The organism is Chryseobacterium geocarposphaerae (genome assembly GCF_002797535.1).
In the GTDB taxonomy this organism is placed as follows: domain Bacteria; phylum Bacteroidota; class Bacteroidia; order Flavobacteriales; family Weeksellaceae; genus Chryseobacterium; species Chryseobacterium geocarposphaerae.
Genome location: NZ_PGFD01000003.1, coordinates 246457 through 266863, shown reverse-complemented (window position 1 = coordinate 266863; position 20407 = coordinate 246457). Strand labels below are relative to the sequence as shown.

Genomic DNA, 20407 nt, shown 5'->3' with positions numbered 1-20407 from the left:
TTAATATTATTTTTCGGGTAGAGTTTTGTAATTGAAAAATAATTGTTAGTTTTGTCTAACAATTTTAATTTCATGAAACGAATACTATTTTCTGCTCTTTTTTTTTCAGGCTATTGTTTTTCACAAGAAGCTGACAGTTTGAATGTAAAGTCATCAGGAAAAGCAGATTCAGTTAAAATTTCAGATCGAAAAATCAAGACTAAAGATATCGATGATGTGGTAATCACCGGAACAATAAAACCGATCAGTAAATCTAAAAGTCCGGTTGCTGTAGAAATCTATTCGCAGAAATTTTTCCAGAAAAACCCTACACCAAGTATTTTTGAAGCCATTTCTATGGTCAATGGAGTAAAACCTCAGTTGAATTGTTCAGTTTGTAATACGGGAGATATTCACATCAACGGATTGGAAGGTCCTTATACGATGATTTTGATCGACGGAATGCCGATTGTAAGTTCGCTTTCAACCGTTTACGGACTGAGTGGCATTCCCAATAGTCTTGTCGATAGAATTGAAGTCGTAAAAGGTCCGGCTTCATCCATTTATGGTTCTGAAGCGATGGGAGGAGTTATTAATATCATTACTAAAAATGCTTTGACCGCTCCGAAATTCAGTGTTGATCTAATGACAACAACCTGGAGTGAAAATAACCTTGATCTCTCCACGAAATTTAGTTTGGGAAAAAATGTTGCTTCCTTATTAAGTTTAAATTATTTCAATTACGAAAAAAGATTTGATTCCAATAAAGATAATTTCACAGATGCAGCATTACAGAACAGAATTTCAATCTTTAATAAATGGAATTTTCAACGAAAAGAAAACCGACTGGCAAGTTTTGCATTAAGATATTTATATGAAGACCGTTTTGGCGGAGAAATGCAGTGGAATAAATCGTATCGTGGAAGTGATGAGGTCTACGGAGAAAGTATTTATACGAATAGAATAGAAGCTTTTGGCGTTTATCAATGGCCTATAAAAGAAAATATAATTACTCAGTTCTCTTACAATTTCCATGATCAGAATTCTTTCTATGGTAATAATCCTTTTGTGGCGACACAGAAAGTGGCTTTTACACAAACGTATTGGGATAAAAAATTGGGAAAACACGATTTGATTGTAGGCGCAACTTTCAAGAAAACCTACTATGATGACAATACTCCGGGAACACTTTCGTCAGACGGCTTGACAAACGAGCCGATGAAATCACCAATTTTTGGAGCTTTTATTCAGGATCAGTGGGAAATTAATGAGAAGAATACCTTATTATTAGGATATAGATTTGATTATGATAAAATTCATCATTCAGTTCATTCACCACGTTTTGCCTGGAAGTTTTCTCCCAATCCTTACCATACATTGAGGTTCAACTTTGGGACGGGTTTCCGTGTGGTAAATTTGTTTACAGAAGATCATGCAGCATTGACTGGTTCGCGTGAAGTGGTGATTAAATCAGATTTAAAACCTGAAAGATCAATCAACGGAAATTTAAATTATGTCTGGAAAATTCCTGTCGGCGACAAGTTGATCAATCTGGATGCTTCGGCTTTTTATACCTATTTCAGTAATAAGATTGTCGGTGATTTTGATACTGATCCTGAGAAAATTATTTATGATAATCTTCACGGTTATGGAATTTCCAGAGGAGCTTCTCTGAATGTAGATTATAACTTTAGTTTTCCTTTGAGTGTCAATTTAGGAGTGACATATCTCGATGTTTATCAGAAATTTGATGGTGAAAATGAAAAATCACAGCAGCTTCATGCCCCGAAATGGAGTGGTACGTATAATTTGAGCTATAAGTTTAAAAATAATCTGACGATAGATTTTACAGGGCAGTTTTACGGACCGATGCGACTGCCAGTTTTACCGAATGATTACCGAGCTGAATATTCCCCGTTTTATTCTCTGGCGAATATTCAGGTTTCGAGAAGTTTCAAATCTGGATTTGAAGTGTATTGCGGGATCAAAAACCTGTTCAATTTTACACCGAAAGATCCTTTGATGCGACCCTTTGATCCGTTTGATAAAAATGTTGATGATCCGATCAGTAATCCTTATCATTACACCTTTGATACAACTTACGGATACGCTCCGATGCAGAAAATAAGGGGATTCCTGGGGATAAAATATACTTTGAAATAATTAGAGTGCTGAAGATTAACGCAAAGATTGATATTGTAAATGGTAATTTTTAAAAAGCAAAGGCAAATAAGTTTGCTACGCGAAGCTTGATCACTCACTTCATCAAATTAACTTGTTGATTCATTTTTGCTCACTTTTATAAATTAAATAAAATTAAAACTTTGCGTTAAAAAAATCTAACAATTAAAAACGTGCAAATGAAAGTTATAACAATATTTTTATTTTTAATGTTAGTGCCCTGTTTTTATCTTTCGCAGATGAAGACAGGCACTTTTTCGGATTTGGAAATTCTGCAAAAGGAAAAGCCAAAACCGGTTATTATCCATATGTATACAAGTTGGTGTTCGGTTTGTAAAATAGAATCTTTTCAATTGAATAAAAATAAAGATTTAGTTAAGTTGATCAATGAAAATTTTTACCTGATCAGTTTTGATCCGGAAAAAATGAAGGAAAAGATCAATTTCCAAGGAAAAGAATTTAACTATTTACCGAATGGAAATTCTGGAATTCATGAATTGGCTTTAGCGTTGTCAAAAAATAAAAACAAGCCTGTGTATCCATTGTGGATTATATTAGATAAAGATCAGAATTTGATTGAATATCATGAAGGGAAGTTTAAACCGGAAGAAATGAAACTCAAACTTGAGAAAGTTTTAAAATTTTAATTGTGCTATGAGCTTTTTATAGTTTAATATGATATTTATTGAAAATTTGATGCTCAAAAGTTCCGCTAAGCTCTTTTTCCCAGCCTTTAGTTGTTCTTAATTTTTGCAATATTCTCGTTTTCATATCATCATTATTATTTTCAAATGCATATTGTACCAAATCAAAAAGGTAAAAAGTCTCGTTTACCTTATCGAATTCAGCTTTGGAGAAATGTTTAGTAAAATATTCTGTATAGATATTATTAAAGTCATCAGGATAATTTTTTTTTAAATATTTGAATGCGTAGCTATTATTATATTTAAAAAGAAGATGAATGATATTTTTTTTCAAAGTTTCATCATACTTTTCTATTTCAAATACCCGATCATAAATAAGCCAAAATAGATCTTCATCTAATTTTAAAATTTCTGAATTGATGTTTCTTAAAAGGTTGTCCTCATTTAAGGTTTTACGTCCAATCAATTCAGTTTCTTCTTTATCGGATTCATTTGGATTCTTAGAGGCTCTTGCTCTTACAAGATTCCAATATTTGTGATAAATGATAGAATATGTTAACTCTTTATCTATTATACAACCTGAATGTGTTTGAACTATTTTCTTATTAGCGATGGCATCTAAAATTTCTTTTTGAATGTTAATATACTTATTGTTTTCACTAATCAATTCATCAATAGCATATAATCTTAGAACTTGATTTTTGTGTTTGGTTAAGTCTAAAAGTTCATCGGTAGAAACTATTTTCTTTAATTTTTCGAAATTATAATAATTGTTATTGTCACTTAAACCATTTTTATCTAAATCAGGATTTAATACTCCATCCCAACCATCTAAAGAATTAACTTTAATTATTCTTGCTATTATTTCCTCCTTTGTTTGGGTAAAAGAGAAATTTGAAATTAGTACAATTAGAATAGTTAGAAGACGGGTTTTCATAATGTAGCTAACTATTTTAGTAAAACTGCTACAATCGCCAAAATCGCTGGTAACGCCTGAACAAAAAAGATCTTCTTTGTAGCAGAAACAGCACCGTAAATTCCGGCTACGGCAACGCATCCTAAGAAAAATAAAGCAATATTGGTTTGCCATTTAGGATCATCAATGAAAAAAGACCAGATCAGTCCGGCTGCTAAAAAGCCATTGTACAGACCTTGGTTAGCCGCTAAACCTTTTGTAGGTTTAAACATTTCGGCAGGTAAAGCTTTTTTAAAGACTTCTTTTCCTTTGGTTTCCCATGCAAACATTTCCATCCATAAAATGTAAAGATGCTCAATGGCTACTACTGCAATTAGAATTTTGGCTACGATTTCCATGATTTACTGTTTTGTCATTGTAAAACTAAAAAAATAAAGTTAAGTTTGGTCATACAATTTCAATAATGGAGACTTTTAAACAACATTTAGATAAATTCATTACCATGAGTGATGAAGAATTTGCTTCGGTTCTTTCATTCTTTCAGGAGCTGGAAGTGAAGAAAAAGCAGGATCTGATGTTGAGTGGGGAAGTTTGCAAGTCGATGTACTTTGTTGTTAAAGGATGTCTCCGAAAATTTTTCGTCAATGAAAAAGGAATAGAGCAGACGACTGAATTTGCGATTGAAAACTGGTGGATTACCGATACTTTTGCCTATGAACGACAGATGAAGTCGGATTTTTGTATTCAGGCGGTAGAACGCTCTACAATTTTAATGATTGATCTTCAGAATCAGGAAGCATTACTGAAAAAACATCCCATCATGGAACGGTATTTCAGAATGGTTTATCAGCGGGCTTATGCATCTTCGGAAAGACGGATCCGTTATTTATATGAAATGAGCCGGGAAGAATTGTATATACACTTCAGTACGCAATATCCATGGTTTATTCAAAGAATTCCCCAGTATTTAATTGCTTCGTTTTTAGGTTTTACTCCGGAATATTTAAGTGAAATCAGAGCAAAATTACGTTCTTAAACCAGTTTAAGATTTTTATCATTCAGAAGTCGCAACTTTGTCCTGTTCATAAAAACAATTACAATGACAGGCAAAAGAGAGATTCAATTCCCACAGTTATTCTTAAGAGTAGCCATAGCAGTAACGATGCTTTCTGCTGTAGCAGACAGATTGGGTTTTTGGGGTAAAAACTCCGCTTGGGGAAATTGGGAAAACTTTGAAAAGTATACCCAACAGCTTACCTATTTTCTTCCCGCAAGTTTAGGAACTGTTTCTGCCTATGCTGCAACCTTTTTAGAAATTCTTTTTCCGTTACTGCTGGTTCTTGGATTTAAAACCAAATTGGCAGCGTATGGAGCAGGTTTTCTGTTATTGATTTTTGCTATCTCCATGACCATCGCTTTAGGAATAAAAGCTCCTTTGGATTACTCGGTCTGGATAGGAAGTGCGGCTTCATTTTTATTGGCAGTTCAGGAGAGGTATTCATTTACAATAGACAATTTAACAAACAAATATAAATCATTATGAGTGCAAGAATTAATATGGCAACCGTAGATGCTGCCGCTTACAAAGCAATGATGGGATTGGAAGGATATCTTCAGACTATTTCATTAAACCACATTCAAAAAGAATTAATTAAAATCAGAGCTTCACAAATCAACGGATGTGCTTTCTGTCTGGATATGCATACAAAAGATGCCATAAAATATGGAGAAACACCTCAGAGAATTTATCTTTTAAATGCATGGAGAGAAGCATTAGAATTGTATACAGAAGAAGAACAGGTGCTTTTGGCAATGACCGAAGAAATTACATTGATCAGCCAAAAAGGATTGACAGAGGAAACGTATTATAAAGCAAAACAGCTTTTTGATGAAAATCAGATCGCACAAATTATTATGGCAATTATCACGATTAATTCATGGAACAGAATTGCAATAAGCACACACATGCCGATTGCAAAATAAAATCAATTATTTAAAATTAAGTTATTTACAAAAAACGCTCCTCAATTTTGAGAAGCGTTTTTTTATTGTAATTAAATTTCTTTTAAAGCATTATTTATAAAATTCAATTCTTCCTGAGACAAATCAAAAGAAATTGCCTTTGCATTTTCAATCGCTTGCTGGGCATTCCTTGCACCCGCTAAAACCACTGTAATGGCCGGTTGTAAAGTTGTCCATCTCAAAACTAATTGAGAAAGTGTTGCCCCTTTTTCCTTGGCAATCGGTTCGATCTTATCTAAGAAATTTTTCGCTTTTTGTAAATCAAATTGAGAGAAATATCCGTTTCTGTGGTCGTTTTCTTTCAGTTGGTTTTCTTTGAAATATTTTCCTGTTAAAAGACCTCTTTCCATTGGGCTGTATACAATAATTCCCGAATTGTTTTCCAAAGAATACGGAACCAGATCGTTTTCAATAGTACGGTTCAGCATACTGTAAGAAACCTGGTTGCTGGCTAATTTCAACGTTTTATTAGCCTCTTCCATCTGGTCAACAGAATAATTGCTTACTCCTGCAGTTCTGATTTTTCCCTGCTGAATCAATACTTCCAAGGCTTCCATCGTTTCGCTGATCGGTGTTGTAGAATCCGGCCAGTGCAACTGTAAAAGATCGATGTAGTCTGTTCCCAGTCTTTTTAAACTTTCCTCGACTTCTTTGATGATGTTTTCTTTGGATGCGAATTTATAAACAGGAATTTTTTTACCATCTTCCTCTGCATCAAAGAAAAATTCTCCTTTACCGTTATTGCTTCCGTCCCAAACCAATCCGAATTTTGTTAATAACTGGATTTTCGAGCGGTCTTTTCCTTTGATTGCTTCTCCGATCATTTCTTCACTTAATCCGAAACCGTAAAAAGGTGCGGTATCAATTGAAGTGACTCCGTGATCCAGTGAAGCGTGGATTGAATTTATAGAATCTTGTTTCTCATTTCCTCCCCACATATTTCCACCGATAGCAAACGCTCCGTGAGTAATCACTGAAAGTTCCAGATCGGTGTTTCCTAATTTTCTATATTCCATTTTCTTTTGTCTTATTTTTTTGATTTTAATTGAAATTTTTAATTTTAGATTTTTGAATTTTAATTCTATTTTAATGTAAAAATTTCGGTTAGTTGTCATTCTGACGAAGGAAGAATCTATGCTGTTTTTTAGGGATTCTTCACTCCACTTCGTTCCATTCAGAATGACAAATGCAACAGTTACCCTATTTGAAAAATTATTTATTCAATTCTTTTAAAATAGCTTCCCCAACACTTTTGGCAGACTGAGGATTTTGTCCTGTAATTACTCGTTGATCAGTCACAACATGATTTTGCCAAAGACCAGATTTTTCAAATTTTGCCCCTCTTTCTTTTAATTTATCTTCCAGAAGGAAAGGAACAACATGGGTTAATTTTACTTCAGACTCTTCTTCATTGGTAAAAGCATTAATTTTTTTACCATCCACTAAATATTTGCCGTTGTTCAGTTTGATATTGACCAAACCGGCAGGTCCGTGACAAACTCCGGCTACAATTCCTCCGTTTTCATAAATTTTTGAGGCAATGGCAGCAAGTTCCGTATTGTCTGCAAAATCCCACATCGCACCGTGACCTCCTGCGTAAAAGATGGTGGAATAATCATTTGGATTGACCTGAGAAGGCTGCAAAGAATGATCAATCTTGTTTTTGTATTCTTTGTTTTCCCAGAATTCTTTGTTTACCGGGTCTTTTAAATCGAATCCGTCAACAGGAGGAGTTCCGCCTTTCGGGCTTACAAAATCGATCTCGTATCCTGCTTTGTGAAGAACTTCCCAGGGATGGGAAACTTCGCCAAGATAATATCCTGTTTCCTGTCCTGTATCGCCTTTTTTGTCATGGCTGGTAACGACAAATAAAATTTTCTTTTTCATATTTTTAGACTTTTTGGTTTGTGCCTGAATGAATCCTATGGTGAAAATAGAAAAGATGAGTAATGCAAGTTTTTTCATATGTTTTAAGTTAGCCATTAATTTTTTTTAAGAAGTTTAGAATATTAGGATTTAGCTCTGTTTAAAAAGACATAGTAAAATTTACTGATGCTTAATGGATCTTAATTCCTAAATTTCCTTAATGGTTTAAATTTTTTTAATGATTATATAATTTCGGTTAAATAAATCTGTGGTTTTTCCTGCAGTTTTTCATCCGCTAAAGCTCCGAAAGCCTGAATGTAAGGCTGCTGATTGTGTTGTGCTAATCCCTCTTTACTTTTCCATATCTCGTAAAACACAAATTGGTTTTTGTCTTCAATTCCCTGATGAAGTGCATAAAGTTCATTAGCTTCTTCTTTCATGGTTTCTTTTACCATATGCTGAAGAACTTCCAAAACTTCTTCTCTATATTCTTCTTTTGCTTTTATGATTGCTGTAAGATAGATTTTCATTAGGCTAGTTGAGGTTTTAATTCTTTTTCAAAAATTGCAGTAAGATGTTCTCTGTACAGTTTCATATCACGTTCAATATTGGCATTCTTTTCTACATCATGAAAGTGAAAGCTTTCCATCTTTTCCAATGAAACAAAAGCGTTCATTCTGTGGAATCCAAATAATGGTCCATTGTCCACGCTGGTTTCGTTAAAGAATTCTCCGGGAAGCGTGAAAGCTGTTTCAGGAGCATTCCAGCTTGTGGTCAGCATATATTTTCTTCCTTTCAGCATTCCCCCTGTTCCGTAATTGATTTTCGGATTGTCGGCAGTTCTTCCGTCACTCATATAAATTCCTTTGGCATGACCTGCAGTAAAGACTTCATCGATATATTTTTTTAAACCATTAGGTAACTGAAACCACCAGATTGGAGTATGATAAATAATATAATCCGCCCAAACGAATTTTTCTACCTCTTCATTTTTATCGTAATTTTCACTTACATTAGTGATTTTTACTTCTGCATTTCCAAAGTTTTTCAGAACTTCCAAAGTGTTTTCTGCGATTGTCTGATTATATTTTCCTCCGGAATGTCCGAAGTTTTGTCCACCGTTGATGATTAATACTTTTTTCATTGTTTTATGATTGTTTAAATTTTATGATGCAAAGTTAGGATGGACTATTATATAATAAAAATAATATGAATTATAATTAAGTATTATAAAAATGATAGTTGTGTTTCTGTAAGTAGGTTTCTAGCAAATAGAGAATGAGTTTAATAAAATCGCAATATGTATTGGTTACTTTTGTGGTATATTTCAGGTATGTTTGCATCAAACACTTAATTAGAAATTATGAAAAACACTTTCTTTTTTATTTTATCAGTATTGTCAGTATTTTGTTTTGGACAGGTAAAATCAGTTAAAATTGATACGATTCTAGCTCCGGATATCGGAGGAATAAAACAAGTGATAGAAATAAAAACAGATGACTCTAATAAACCGGTACTTTTATTTTTATCCGGGGGACCCGGAAGTTCTATGATAAAAAACGCAGAAGTTTTTACCAACCTTTTAAAGGATAGATTCACTCTTGTTCAATGGGATCAGAGAGATGCGGGGAAAACATTAGAATTGAATCCTTCACCCAATCAACCATCAGTCGCGCAGATGGAAAAAGATACTTATGAAGTGATCAATTTCCTTACAAAAGAACTGAAACAGAAGAAAATATATTTATTGGGAAGTTCTTGGGGAAATGTTTTAGGTTTTAATATGGTTAAAAATCATCCTGAACTTTTGCATGCCTATTTTGCTGTCAATCCTGTTGTCAGCCAGTTGAAGAGTGAAAAAGAATTGCTTAAAACACTGAAAGTTCAGTTTAAAGAAAATCCTGTTGCCAATAAAGAATTGACAAACGTATACATTCCTTTTACTAAGGATGAGGATTTATTTTATTTAAGAAAGTGGCTTTTTTATAGAGAAGGTAAAGAATATGTATTAAGTGATGATTTTAAAAAAGGTTTTCTTGAGTGGTCAAAAACCTGGTCGCCTGTATGGAATGAAGTAATGACTATCGATTTACCAAAGACTTTACAAAAAGTTGATTGCCCCATTTATTTTTTTGTTGGTGAAAATGATATTCAAACCTCCACTGCTATTACAAAAGAATATTTTAAGCAGTTGAAAGCTCCGAAGAAAGGTTTGTTTCTATTTGAAAATTCAGGGCATCAGATTCATAAAGATGAACCTCAAAAATTTCAGAATACCATTATAGAAGTAATAAATTAGATCTAAATATTAGTATTGTGATTGTTTTGTAATTTTGTATCAGAATATTAATAAATAAAGTCATGGTCAATTTAGAATGGTACCGAACTTTTAAAGCAATCTATAAAACAGGAACTTTAACGGGAGCTGCAGATTCGTTGTTTATCTCGCAACCCGGTGTGAGTTTACATTTAAGCTCTCTGGAATCTTATGTGGGATATAAATTATTCGACAGAACCGGAAGGAAAATGATTCCTACAGAAAGAGGAAAAGTTTTATTTAATGCGATTTCTGAGCCCTTAACAAAACTGGAAGATGTTGAAAAGAACTTTCAGAAATCCACAGAAAAACATACGCCAACAATAAGCGTAGGAATGTGTTTTGAGACGTTTCAGACGACTTTGGAGCAATATGTTTCTACATTGCCTTTTAATTTAATCATCAGTTTTGGTGAATATCCTGAAATGTTAGAGCAACTGGATAAAGGGATTTTAGACTTAATTATTACTCCTAAGAGAGGAACGTCACCTAATATTTTGCATGAAGCATTTTCTTCCGAACAGATTATTTTGGTTGGCGGAAAAAATGTAGATACGGAAAGTTTTAATGAAGTCGTGAGAACTAAAGGTCCGGAGCATATTGAAGAATGGCTGAAACAGGAAAAATGGTATGGAACCACCGGAGATATGGAACATCTTTTCCAGTTCTGGATTCTGAACTTTGGACATAAACCGAATTTCCGTCCCAATTATATTGTTCCGAATTTGAACTCCATCATTCGTTGTCTGAAAGGCGGAACAGGATTAGCTGTTGTCCCTAATTTTTTATGTAAAAATGAAATTGAGAACAAGGAGATAAAACTAATTTGGGAAGGTGAGAAGAAACTGGAAAATACACTGTATTTCGGATGCAGGAAAAAGACCAATTATCAGGATGAAATCGATCATATTAAAGGTCTGTTCAGAAAGATGATGAGTAAAGAAGAATCTTTGACTGTTTAATTTTCATCTGTGCTTTTGTCATTATGAACAAAATAAATTAGAGTAACGAATCTCTAAAAAACCGGGAATTTCAAAATTTTATTGCAAATTTGTTTAACTCTAATTGAAAAAATAAACCAAAAATTATGGCACAAAAAATATATACAGGACAGCCTGTAATTACATTAAATAATGGAGTAGATATTCCGGCTTTAGGCTTTGGAGTTTGGCAGATGGAAGATTTGAAAGAATGTGAAAATGCTGTGATTAAGGCTATTGAAGTGGGATACAGAATGATTGATACCGCTTCTATTTATCTAAATGAAACAGCAGTTGGAAATGCGATTAAAAACAGCGGAGTAAACAGAGATGAACTTTTTATAACTTCGAAACTTTGGGTTCAGGATATTGCGTATGATAAGGCAAAAGGTGCTTTTCAGAGAACTTTAGACAGATTACAGCTGGAGTATTTGGATCTGTATCTTATTCACTGGCCCTATGGAGATTTTACCGGTGCCTGGAAAGCAATGGAAGAGCTGTATCACGAAGGGAAAATAAAAGCGATCGGAGTTTGTAATTTTCCTGTCGAAAAAATGGAGGAATTAAAAGCCAATGCTACCGTTCTTCCTGTAATTAACCAAATTGAGCTACATCCTCTTTTCCAGCAAAAAGAACTTCAGGTGTACGACAGAGAAAATAATATTGTTACACAGCCTTGGAGTCCGCTTGGAAATGGAAATGCTGGACTATTGGATAATTCAGAACTGAAAGCTATTGCTGAGAAATATGATAAGACGGTCGCTCAGGTAATTTTGAGATGGCATCTGCAGGAAGGTTTCTGTGTGATTCCAAAATCTGTAACGCCTTCCAGAATTGAAGAAAATTTCAATGTTTTTGATTTTGAACTGACTGAAGATGAAATGAATGTTGTCCGTTCTTTAGATACCGGAAAAAGACTGTTCTTTGATCCGAAAGATCCTGCCTGGGAAAAGAAAATGCTGAATGCTGTAGCGGATATTTAACTTAAAAACAGAGATTTATCATACTAAGAAGCAATTTTTATTGCTTCTTTTTTTATTACCTTTATTTGAGTAATAAATAAATCCACTGCTATGTTTTGGCCGGAAAAAATCAGTGAAAAACTAAACATACAATATCCTGTCATTCAGGCTCCGATGTTTGGAGTCAGCACACCGGAAATGGTGGCAGCCGCGAATGGAGCCTCCTGTTTAGGTTCTTTGGCTATTGCGGATCTTTCGGGTGACAGTTCTGTTCAATTAATCAGAGAAACTAAAAAATTGACAGCTCTGCCTTTTGCTGTGAATATTTTTGTGCATAAGATTCCTGAAATGACTGATGCCTTGAAAGAACAATATGTGAAAACCAAGAAATTTCTTGAGGATTTTGCAGGGAAAAATGAAATTGAAGTGCGTCTTCCTAATCTGAATGAGATAAAGGTCAATTCCTATCATGAGCAAATTGATGCTGTTCTTGAAGAGCAATGCAGGATCGTAAGTTTTACTTTCAGAAACATTGATGATAAAAGTATTCAGAAATTAAAAGAAAACGGAATTGTTTTAATAGGAACCTGTACTTCTGTGGAAGAGGCTGTACAATTGGAAAAATCAGGAATTGATCTAATTTGTGTTCAGGGGATAGAAGCGGGAGGTCACAGGGGAAGTTTTGAAGTTGAGAATATTCCGCAGATCGGAGGTTTTTCGTTGCTGTCGCAGGTATATGATTCGGTAAATATTCCTTTGATCTATGCGGGTGGAATTTACAATGCAAGGACGATAAGGGCAGCCAAAGACCTGGGAGCGGAAGGTTTTCAGGTGGGGAGTATTTTATTGGCTTCCCAGGAAAGCGCTTTACAGGATTTTGAAAAAGAGAGACTGGAAAATGTTCGTGAGAAAGACATTGTTTTAACAAAAAGTTTCTCGGGGCGTTATGCGAGAGGAATTAAAAATACATTTATCGAAACACTTGAAAACTCAGCCTATATTTTGCCGTATCCTTATCAGAATAAACTGACGGGAGCTTTACGAAAAGCAGCCAGAAATAACAAAAATGCTGATTTTGTTAATCTGTGGCTAGGACAATCCATTCATCAGTACAGTAAAAGTTCAGCTGAAGAAATATTGCGAGATCTTATACGCAGCTGTGAATAATGATAAAAAAATCCTTTCATCAACAATGAAAGGATTTTTTATTATTTCGTTAAATCGAGTCCTCCGAAGTTACCCGAGCTCATCATCAGGTAAACGCCCTGAGTTTTGTCGAGTGTTTCCCAATAAGCATGAAGTTCTTCAGCGTTAGTAAAAACTTTCAGATTTTCGTTTTTAAATTTTTCTTTGATTAATTCCGGGGAAATAGGTTCCATTCTTTTGATCTTCAAAGCATCTTCAGAATAAAAGACAACTGCATTATCCAAACCATCCATCGCGTGATCATATTGCTCTAAAAATACAGGATTCAGACTTGAATAGGTATGAAGCTCAAGGAAACCGTATTTTTTCTCATTTTTAAATTGTTCGCAGAAAGCTTTTACAGCGGCTTTTACTTTACTTGGAGCATGGGCAAAATCTTTATAAAGCGTTCCTTTATCTTCTCTTTCTACCTTCTCCAGACGTTTTGAAGCTCCTTTGAAGCTCATAATCGCTTCATAAAAATCTTCATCCATAATGCCTAAAGTCTGGCAAATATGCCTTGCTCCTTCAAGGTTCAGTAAATTATGCGCTCCAAAAACAGAAAGAGGAACATCTCCCATTTCAGTTTTAAGATAAACTTTTCCATTGGTGATTTCGTATTCCGGAGTTTTGTAAGGAATTTTTCTGAAGTAATTTTCAGCATTTTCCACAACTTTTACCACTTCAGTATCTTCTTCATTATACACCAAAATTCCTCCCGGCGTAATGCTTGCCACGAATTTTCTGAACTGCTCAATATAATCATCAAATGTTTTAAAAACATTAATATGATCCCAAGCAATTCCGCTCATTAAAGCGATGTTTGGCTGGTAAAGCAGAAATTTTGAACGAAGATCGATAGGAGAGGAAAGGTATTCGTCACCTTCAAGCACCATGAAGTCGTTATCCTGAGTAAGCTTCACCATACAATCAAAACCTTCCAGCTGAGCTCCTACCATGAAATCTACTTCTTTCTGATGGAAGTTTAAAACGTGAAGAATCATGGAAGTAATGGTCGTTTTTCCATGTGAACCTGCAATAACGACTCTGGTTTTGTCTTTTGACTGCTCGTAAAGAAATTCAGGATATGAATAAATTTTTAAGCCCAGTTCTTTTGCTTTTGCTAGTTCAGGATTATCCTGGTGCGCATGCATTCCGAGAATTACAGCATCAATATCGGAAGTGATCTTTTCGGGAAACCAACCCATTTCAGCGGGTAAGATTCCTTTTTTCTCCAGTCTTGATTTGGAAGGCTCAAAAATAGCATCATCCGAACCTGTTACCTGATATCCTTTATCTTTTAATGCAATGGCAAGATTGTGCATCGCGCTTCCTCCAATTGCTATGAAGTGGGTTTTCAATTGTATTTACTGTTTTTTTACATTGTTGTTAATGATCTCCTGAAAAGCGGCTGTAATATTTGTCCAGTTGGTCTTGAAATTGGGCATAATAGAACTAGCATCTGTTTTGCTTCCTTCATTAGGTCCTTTCTTTATGTTGATGGAAGTCGCTATGCCATCATAAATTTTTTTATGATCTTCCTGTATTCTTCTGAAATTATTTTGAGAAAGGATATTGTCCAGCTTTTTTAAATCTTCGTCAGCAAGCGTGAAATTCTGATTGTATTTTTTGCCTTCGCCTTCAAATGAATAATGTGCGTTATTTCCTTTAATCAGCAGATTTTCATAAACGGGAGCATATCCTCCGCTTTTTGAATAACTGATATCAAAGTCTGAATATACTTTCTGACTGTTACAGGAAACCATAATTATCATGGCAAATATGATGGCTATTATTCTAGTCATATTAACTTGTTTTAATTAGTAGAATTCTTTTGTTCCAGTTTTTTTGCTTTAAGCTCCTGATCATAAGTGTGTAACACATTGAAATCTTCTGTCTGCTCAATAGCGGTCATGATTTTTACTAAAATCTCCTGTGCATTTTCCTTATCATAGTCTATGTCCAGAGGAGCCTTAAATTCCATGGTAGGTTTTACACCCGTTACTTTTACTCTCAGTCCTTTTTTATCAAAAGCACGTCTAAATCCGTTAATTTTAATAGGTATTACAATCGGGCGCTGATTTTTTATCAGTTTAGCAGTACCTTTTCTTCCCTGTGCAAATGCAGAAGTTGTTCCCTGAGGAAAAGTTGCTACCCATCCGTTGTCAAGAGCTTTCATAATATTATCAATTTCACTCATGTCAACCATTCTGTTCACATCTTTACCTTCTGCTCTCCAGGTTCTTTTTACAGTCACCGCACCGGCGATTTTAAAAATCTTGGGAAGAATTCCTTTATTCATGGTTTCTTCGGCGGCTACGTAATAAAAGTCAATTTTGGGATTAAGCAGATAAATAGGATTTTTAATGGTATTTAAATATCCGTTATTTACGGCACAGAAAGCATGATACATTGCGGCCACATCAGCAAAATAGGTTTGATGATTGGATACAAACAAAACATTTGAATCAGGAAGATCCACAAGGTGTTCAGTACCAGTTATTTTTAATTTGTTAAAGCCATTGAATCTTCTATAGGAAACGAATCCCAGAATAAAAATAATCAATCTTTTTAAAAAATAAGGTGTACCGAATGCATCGGTGAAAATGTTTTTCTTCGCCATCTCTCAATTAAACACGGTTTTGCAAAGTTACATTTTTTTCAGCAACTGGCTGAATTCACTTAAGATCATCGCTGTAGCGCCCCAGATGATATATCCGTTGAAATTAATAACAGGAACCTCATGTCCTCCTGCGCTGGGTAAAGCCATAATTTCCGGCTGATCCGGAAGGTTCAAAAAAGAAACAATAGGGAATTCTATAACTTCTACCGCTTCAGTCTGTTGCAAGATGAAATCCGGATTTTTTTTGGTATATGAAATATAGGGATACACATAAAAATTACTTGGCGGAATATAAATAGGAGACATTTCTCTGATGATTCTCACATAATTTTTTTCAATGCCTATCTCTTCTGAGGTTTCTCTTACCGCAGTTTCAGAAAAATCACGGTCCATTTCTTCGCGTTTTCCTCCGGGCAAAGAAATCTGCCCGCTATGCCTGTCATGCTCATTAATTGTCCTTTGAATAAGCGGAAAATACCATTCATTATTTTTTAAATATAAAACAATATTAACTGCAGCAAACTTAGGGTTTTTGGTTAAAACTTCTTCATAACTGAAAACAGGGCGGTAAGGCGGAGAAAATACGCCGTGAGCATTTTCTCCCGGTAAGGTTACACTTTTTATTTTTCGTAATAAATCTTTTCCAAAACTCATACTTCAAATTTAGGAATATATCTTGAAGAAAAGAAGAGGCTTAACATTAATTAACCTACAACCATGCATATCATATGGATACTTTTACTTCTTAATTAAAATTTTTGGAATATGTTTTACAGGGAAATTTACCGAATTGGCTATAAAACAGAATTGGTTTGCCTTTTCATGAAGTTCCTCTGCTTTTTTTATCTGTTTTTCGTCGGTGATGGTAACGACGGGATTCAGGATAGCCTCCGTAAAGTGACCGCTTCCATTCGCCGTTTCCGCCATAGTTCCGATAGCATTGTCAATATAACCTGTTACGATAATACCTGCTTCGGAACAGAAATGAAGATACCAAAGCATATGACATGAAGATAAGGAGGACAACAGCATTTCTTCCGGATTGTATTTTGTCTTGTCACCACGAAATGCAGGATCGGAAGAACCTTCAATTACCGATTTGTTTTCTACAGAAATGGTATGACTCCTTTCATAATCACGATAATTACTGGTTCCGGAGCCTTTATTTCCTGTCCATTCGATGGTGGTTTTGTAGTGATGGTGTTTCATTTTTATTCGTTTAATAATTGATTTCTTCTGATTGCCTTAAATGTATCAACCATTATATTATATAAAGTAAAATTGGTTTAATCATCTATAAATTTAATGTTTATTCCATAAAAAAGCCCCGTAAAAATACGGGAGCTAAATTTTGTTTATGTAATTACTTTATTATTAAATTTTTATCATTTTTTTTGTTGTAAATTTTCCGTTTTCAAAAAATACTTTTATCATATAAACTCCTTTGGGAAGCTCAGAAACATTTGAATTATTTTCTTTGGCAGTTTTTACTAGTTTTCCATTGGAAGAATAGATTTCTATTTTGCTTATTTTTTCTTCTGATTGATAGATTAAGCTTTGTTTAACAGGATTTTCAAAAGAAATCTGGTCATTTGCTTTTAAAATATCCGCAATTGATAGCGTAGAATTGTTAAGTAAATATTTTACAATATATCCGCTTCCGTGGGCAATGATGTTATCGTTATTAACGGCCATTTCTTCAATAGAATATAAATTTGATGCTTCTGAATAGTACCCGAAGCTGGAATTTATAGAACCATTTGGATTAAGCTTTGAAACAAAATAGGTAGAAGCAAAATCTCCTTCACCGTTTCCTCCAATGTAATAATATCCATTTTTTTCTACAATGCTTTGGATCCAGGCGCCTCCGCTCAAGCCGGAAAATGCGGATAAATTATAATTGAATGTATTATCCGGAGTACCATCGGGATTTACTCTGAAAATCTCATAAGTGTGGTTGGAATAAACAATCTTGTTATTACTATCTATCATTGCAGCACCCACGTAGCCAAAGTTCATAGTAGTTTGTAAAATACCGTTATTTCCAAAACTCATTATCGGTTGTCCGTCCGGATTGAATTTTTCAATAACACCATTACCAAGGTTACTACTAATAGTTTTTGTCATGCAAATAATGTTAGACTGGTTGTCGAGCAGTACAAATGTTCCCAAAGGATATGCTCCCTGTGTAATTACAGAACCATTATTACCAAAAGACATATCAATACTTCCATCATTATTGAGCCTATAAATTTTATGCTGTGATATGGTATTTGAATTCCAGGTTATGCCATGAACAATTATTTTTCCATTTTGTAAAATAAGTCCAATAGAACGGGCTTGTTCATCACTACTATGTACAGAACTAATTGTCGAAATGCCGTTGGTGCCAAAAGCTGTATCCAATTGGCCATTCGGGAATATTTTGTATACTAAGCCACCCAGGCTAGGATTGTGTCCAAAGACGATCAATTTTCCGTCCGGCTGTATTTTTAGTTGACATTGATAAGTATCATAGGGCAATTGGATGACTCCGTTATTTCCGAAATTTGGATCTGAAGTTCCATTTGCATTCAATTTTAATAAAAAAGTTTGGCCACTGGCAGGAACTGAATAGGACGAATAAATACTGTCATCCACATTTTGAGCCATTGTCCAGACATAGTTGTTTCCATTGCCGATATTGTATATTCCATTGGAAGCAAAAGACGGGTCTTTAGAAATAATCTGTGCGTAAATACTCTGGATAGCAAGAATGCATCCTAATAATAGAATTTTTTTCATAATTATGTTTTTAATGTATTGAAATAATAATTACACCAATAGAATCTGGAGGGAAAATAAGAATCAATTTGTGTAATTATTGTAAAGGTAATAAAAAACCTCCAGAAAACTAGAGGTTTTGAATTTTGTATTAATTAGAATATCCAACCAATTCTTCTTTTTTCGAATTGTAAATTCTGTATTCTAAATATTTAAAAGAATCTCTTGGGATGATGGTTACTTTCTTCTTGTATTTTAAAAACCATTTCATCTGAATGCTCATAATACCTTTCGTAAGATAGGCTTCCACAAAAGGATGTACATGTAGGAATATTTTTCCTTTTTCCTTTTGCATAATGGATTTCAGAGCTTCACCCATTCTTTCTACAATAACAATCGGAGCAATGATTTCTCCGTCTTTGTTAGGGTTTTCTTCTTTGGTTTCGATCTGTTTTTCCGGACGGTTTCTTTGTCGGGTAATTTGTATCAGACCGAATTTACTTGGGGGAAGAATTTTGTGACGTGCTTTATCACGTTTCATTTCTTCCTTAAGATGTTCGTACAGATCTTTTCTGTGCTCAGGATTCGTCATGTCGATGAAATCGATCACAATAATTCCACCCATATCGCGCAGACGAAGCTGTCTTGCGATTTCTGTGGCTGCCATTTTGTTTACATTCAGGGCATGTTCTTTATTCACAGCGGCTCCTGTTGTAATATTATTTCCTGAGTTTACATCGACTACGTGCAATGCTTCGGTATGTTCTATAACGAGATATGCTCCTTTAGAACTTGGAATATTAACATGTTTCCCGAAACTTTGTTTCAGTTGTTTTTCAACATTGTAATATTCGAGAAGAGGAATGTGAGAATCGTAAAACTGGACAATGTTTTTTCTTTCCGGAGCGATTACCTCAAGGTAATTCTTCATTTCGCTTACCATTTGCTCGTCATCACAAATGATGCTTACGAAATCCTGATTAAAATTGTCTCTTAATATAGCTGAAGCTTTATCATCTTCGCTTAAAACTCTTGACGGAACTTTATTTTTTTGAATATTTTTAAAAGTGCTTTCCCATTTCTGAATCAGCTGATTCATGTCGTTGTGCAGGTCTGCCACTTTTTTTCCTTCGGCTACGGTTCTTATGATGACACCGAAACCTTCGGGTTTTATACTTTCGATAAGGGTTCTTAATCTTTCTTTTTCCTCAGAACTTTTTACTTTTTTGGAAATCGAAACTTTATTATCGAAAGGAATGAGAACCAAAAAACGCCCTGTCAAGGAAATCTGAGTAGAAATTCTGGGCCCTTTTGTGGAAATGGGTTCTTTGGTAATCTGAAGCAGAACAACATCATCTTTGGCGATTACTTTGTCTACTGTTCCGTTTTTGTCAATTTCGGGTTGTATCTCGAAATTTTTTAAGCTTGAAGAGTTTTGTTTTTTAGAAATACTGTCTCTTAAAAACTTTCTGTAGGTAAGATATTGTGGGCCTAAATCCTGATAATGCAGAAAAGCATCTTTTTCGTATCCGATGTTTACGAATGCTGCATTAAGATTAGGAGCCAGCTTTTTTACTTTTCCTATAAATAAATCTCCAACTATAAAATCACTTTTGTCCTCTTGCTCATGAAGTTCACATAGTCTTCCGTCTTCCAGCAGTGCAATCTTTGTAAGATCATCTTCATGCGAAACTATTAGTTCTTTCTTCATTTTATTAAGGTAAAATTATTAAGATTCACAAGGAATGTATGTTGTCATTATCAAATGAATAATATTTTTAAATATAAGAATTAGTTGTTAATATTATTATATTCTGATAAGAAATAAATAAAGCATACATAAAATCCTCGAAAAATCTTAGTAGGTTCAAAACAAAATATAGTCGGTGAATATTAAAAAATTAAAAACACCAACTATATTATTATATTGTGAATCTCAAGAAAAAGAGATTATTTTTTCTTATGTCTG

Annotated in this window: 22 protein-coding genes; 9 read left to right on the top strand and 13 right to left on the bottom strand. The window is 34.3% G+C overall.

Annotated elements, in window-relative coordinates; genetic code table 11:
* Positions 1-72 precede the first annotated feature (72 nt).
* Positions 73-2142 carry a TonB-dependent receptor plug domain-containing protein gene (locus tag CLV73_RS17210; protein WP_100378110.1) on the top strand — a complete coding sequence of 690 codons (2070 nt, stop codon included), beginning with the start codon at positions 73-75 and terminating at the stop codon, positions 2140-2142.
* A 197-nt stretch (positions 2143-2339) separates the two neighbouring features.
* Positions 2340-2807, top strand: a complete 468-nt coding sequence (locus tag CLV73_RS17205) for a thioredoxin family protein (RefSeq protein ID WP_100378109.1) — start codon at positions 2340-2342, stop codon at positions 2805-2807.
* Positions 2808-2823: 16 nt separating this feature from the next.
* Here CLV73_RS17205 and CLV73_RS17200 read toward each other — a convergent pair whose 3' ends face one another.
* Together CLV73_RS17200 and CLV73_RS17195 are read right to left on the bottom strand one after the other, a co-directional pair.
* A complete protein-coding gene (locus CLV73_RS17200) occupies positions 2824-3741 on the bottom strand; it encodes a hypothetical protein (protein WP_100378108.1) in 918 nt (305 codons plus the stop codon).
* A gap of 11 nt (positions 3742-3752) precedes the next feature.
* Positions 3753-4118: a DUF1304 domain-containing protein gene (locus tag CLV73_RS17195; RefSeq protein ID WP_100378107.1), complete on the bottom strand. Its 366-nt coding sequence runs from the start codon at positions 4116-4118 to the stop codon at positions 3753-3755.
* Between the two features lie 65 nt (positions 4119-4183).
* Here CLV73_RS17195 and CLV73_RS17190 point away from each other — a divergent pair, with 65 nt between their 5' ends.
* The 3 genes from CLV73_RS17190 (at position 4184) to CLV73_RS17180 (ending at position 5703) form a co-directional block, all read left to right on the top strand.
* Entirely contained in the window at positions 4184-4756 is a 573-nt protein-coding gene (locus CLV73_RS17190; RefSeq protein ID WP_185116789.1) for a Crp/Fnr family transcriptional regulator, read from the top strand.
* 63 nt (positions 4757-4819) lie between these two features.
* Positions 4820-5263, top strand: coding sequence for a DoxX family protein (locus CLV73_RS17185; RefSeq protein ID WP_100378105.1), 444 nt, complete (start codon positions 4820-4822; stop codon positions 5261-5263).
* Positions 5260-5703 (top strand): carboxymuconolactone decarboxylase family protein, encoded by a 444-nt coding sequence (locus CLV73_RS17180; protein ID WP_100378104.1) that lies wholly within the window; start codon positions 5260-5262, stop codon positions 5701-5703. The genes CLV73_RS17185 and CLV73_RS17180 overlap by 4 nt, the downstream gene beginning before the upstream one ends.
* 71 nt (positions 5704-5774) lie before the next feature.
* On the opposite strand, the gene CLV73_RS17175 is transcribed toward CLV73_RS17180, so the two are convergent.
* The 4 genes from CLV73_RS17175 to CLV73_RS17160 form a co-directional block, all read right to left on the bottom strand.
* Positions 5775-6758 (bottom strand): aldo/keto reductase, encoded by a 984-nt coding sequence (locus CLV73_RS17175; RefSeq protein ID WP_100378242.1) that lies wholly within the window; start codon positions 6756-6758, stop codon positions 5775-5777.
* A 196-nt stretch (positions 6759-6954) separates the two neighbouring features.
* The gene (locus CLV73_RS17170; RefSeq protein WP_228424432.1) at positions 6955-7707 is read right to left on the bottom strand and encodes a type 1 glutamine amidotransferase domain-containing protein; all 753 of its coding nucleotides are present in this window, start codon (positions 7705-7707) and stop codon (positions 6955-6957) included.
* Between the two features lie 143 nt (positions 7708-7850).
* Complete coding sequence (locus CLV73_RS17165) at positions 7851-8138, bottom strand: putative quinol monooxygenase (protein WP_100378103.1); 288 nt, start codon at positions 8136-8138, stop codon at positions 7851-7853.
* Entirely contained in the window at positions 8138-8752 is a 615-nt protein-coding gene (locus tag CLV73_RS17160; protein WP_100378102.1) for an NAD(P)H-dependent oxidoreductase, read from the bottom strand. Before CLV73_RS17160 ends, CLV73_RS17165 begins: the two co-directional genes overlap by 1 nt.
* 219 nt (positions 8753-8971) lie before the next feature.
* Here CLV73_RS17160 and CLV73_RS17155 point away from each other — a divergent pair, with 219 nt between their 5' ends.
* From CLV73_RS17155 to CLV73_RS17140, 4 genes are all read left to right on the top strand, one after another.
* Positions 8972-9907 (top strand): alpha/beta fold hydrolase, encoded by a 936-nt coding sequence (locus CLV73_RS17155; protein ID WP_100378101.1) that lies wholly within the window; start codon positions 8972-8974, stop codon positions 9905-9907.
* A gap of 62 nt (positions 9908-9969) precedes the next feature.
* Positions 9970-10887, top strand: a complete 918-nt coding sequence (locus CLV73_RS17150; protein ID WP_100378100.1) for a LysR family transcriptional regulator — start codon at positions 9970-9972, stop codon at positions 10885-10887.
* A 125-nt stretch (positions 10888-11012) separates the two neighbouring features.
* Complete coding sequence (locus tag CLV73_RS17145) at positions 11013-11888, top strand: aldo/keto reductase (RefSeq protein ID WP_100378099.1); 876 nt, start codon at positions 11013-11015, stop codon at positions 11886-11888.
* Between the two features lie 90 nt (positions 11889-11978).
* Entirely contained in the window at positions 11979-13034 is a 1056-nt protein-coding gene (locus CLV73_RS17140; protein ID WP_100378098.1) for an NAD(P)H-dependent flavin oxidoreductase, read from the top strand.
* Positions 13035-13075: 41 nt separating this feature from the next.
* On the opposite strand, the gene CLV73_RS17135 is transcribed toward CLV73_RS17140, so the two are convergent.
* The 7 genes from CLV73_RS17135 to CLV73_RS17105 form a co-directional block, all read right to left on the bottom strand.
* Positions 13076-14413 (bottom strand): UDP-N-acetylmuramate--L-alanine ligase, encoded by a 1338-nt coding sequence (locus tag CLV73_RS17135; protein WP_100378097.1) that lies wholly within the window; start codon positions 14411-14413, stop codon positions 13076-13078.
* Between the two features lie 6 nt (positions 14414-14419).
* Positions 14420-14857, bottom strand: a complete 438-nt coding sequence (locus CLV73_RS17130; protein WP_100378096.1) for a hypothetical protein — start codon at positions 14855-14857, stop codon at positions 14420-14422.
* A gap of 11 nt (positions 14858-14868) precedes the next feature.
* Positions 14869-15675: a lysophospholipid acyltransferase family protein gene (locus tag CLV73_RS17125; RefSeq protein WP_100378095.1), complete on the bottom strand. Its 807-nt coding sequence runs from the start codon at positions 15673-15675 to the stop codon at positions 14869-14871.
* 27 nt (positions 15676-15702) lie between these two features.
* The gene (locus tag CLV73_RS17120) at positions 15703-16329 is read right to left on the bottom strand and encodes an NUDIX hydrolase (protein ID WP_100378094.1); all 627 of its coding nucleotides are present in this window, start codon (positions 16327-16329) and stop codon (positions 15703-15705) included.
* An 84-nt stretch (positions 16330-16413) separates the two neighbouring features.
* Positions 16414-16884: an OsmC family protein gene (locus CLV73_RS17115; RefSeq protein ID WP_100378093.1), complete on the bottom strand. Its 471-nt coding sequence runs from the start codon at positions 16882-16884 to the stop codon at positions 16414-16416.
* Between the two features lie 165 nt (positions 16885-17049).
* The gene (locus tag CLV73_RS17110) at positions 17050-18459 is read right to left on the bottom strand and encodes a T9SS type A sorting domain-containing protein (protein ID WP_100378092.1); all 1410 of its coding nucleotides are present in this window, start codon (positions 18457-18459) and stop codon (positions 17050-17052) included.
* 130 nt (positions 18460-18589) lie between these two features.
* The gene (locus tag CLV73_RS17105) at positions 18590-20149 is read right to left on the bottom strand and encodes an Rne/Rng family ribonuclease (RefSeq protein WP_100378091.1); all 1560 of its coding nucleotides are present in this window, start codon (positions 20147-20149) and stop codon (positions 18590-18592) included.
* Positions 20150-20407 lie beyond the last annotated feature (258 nt).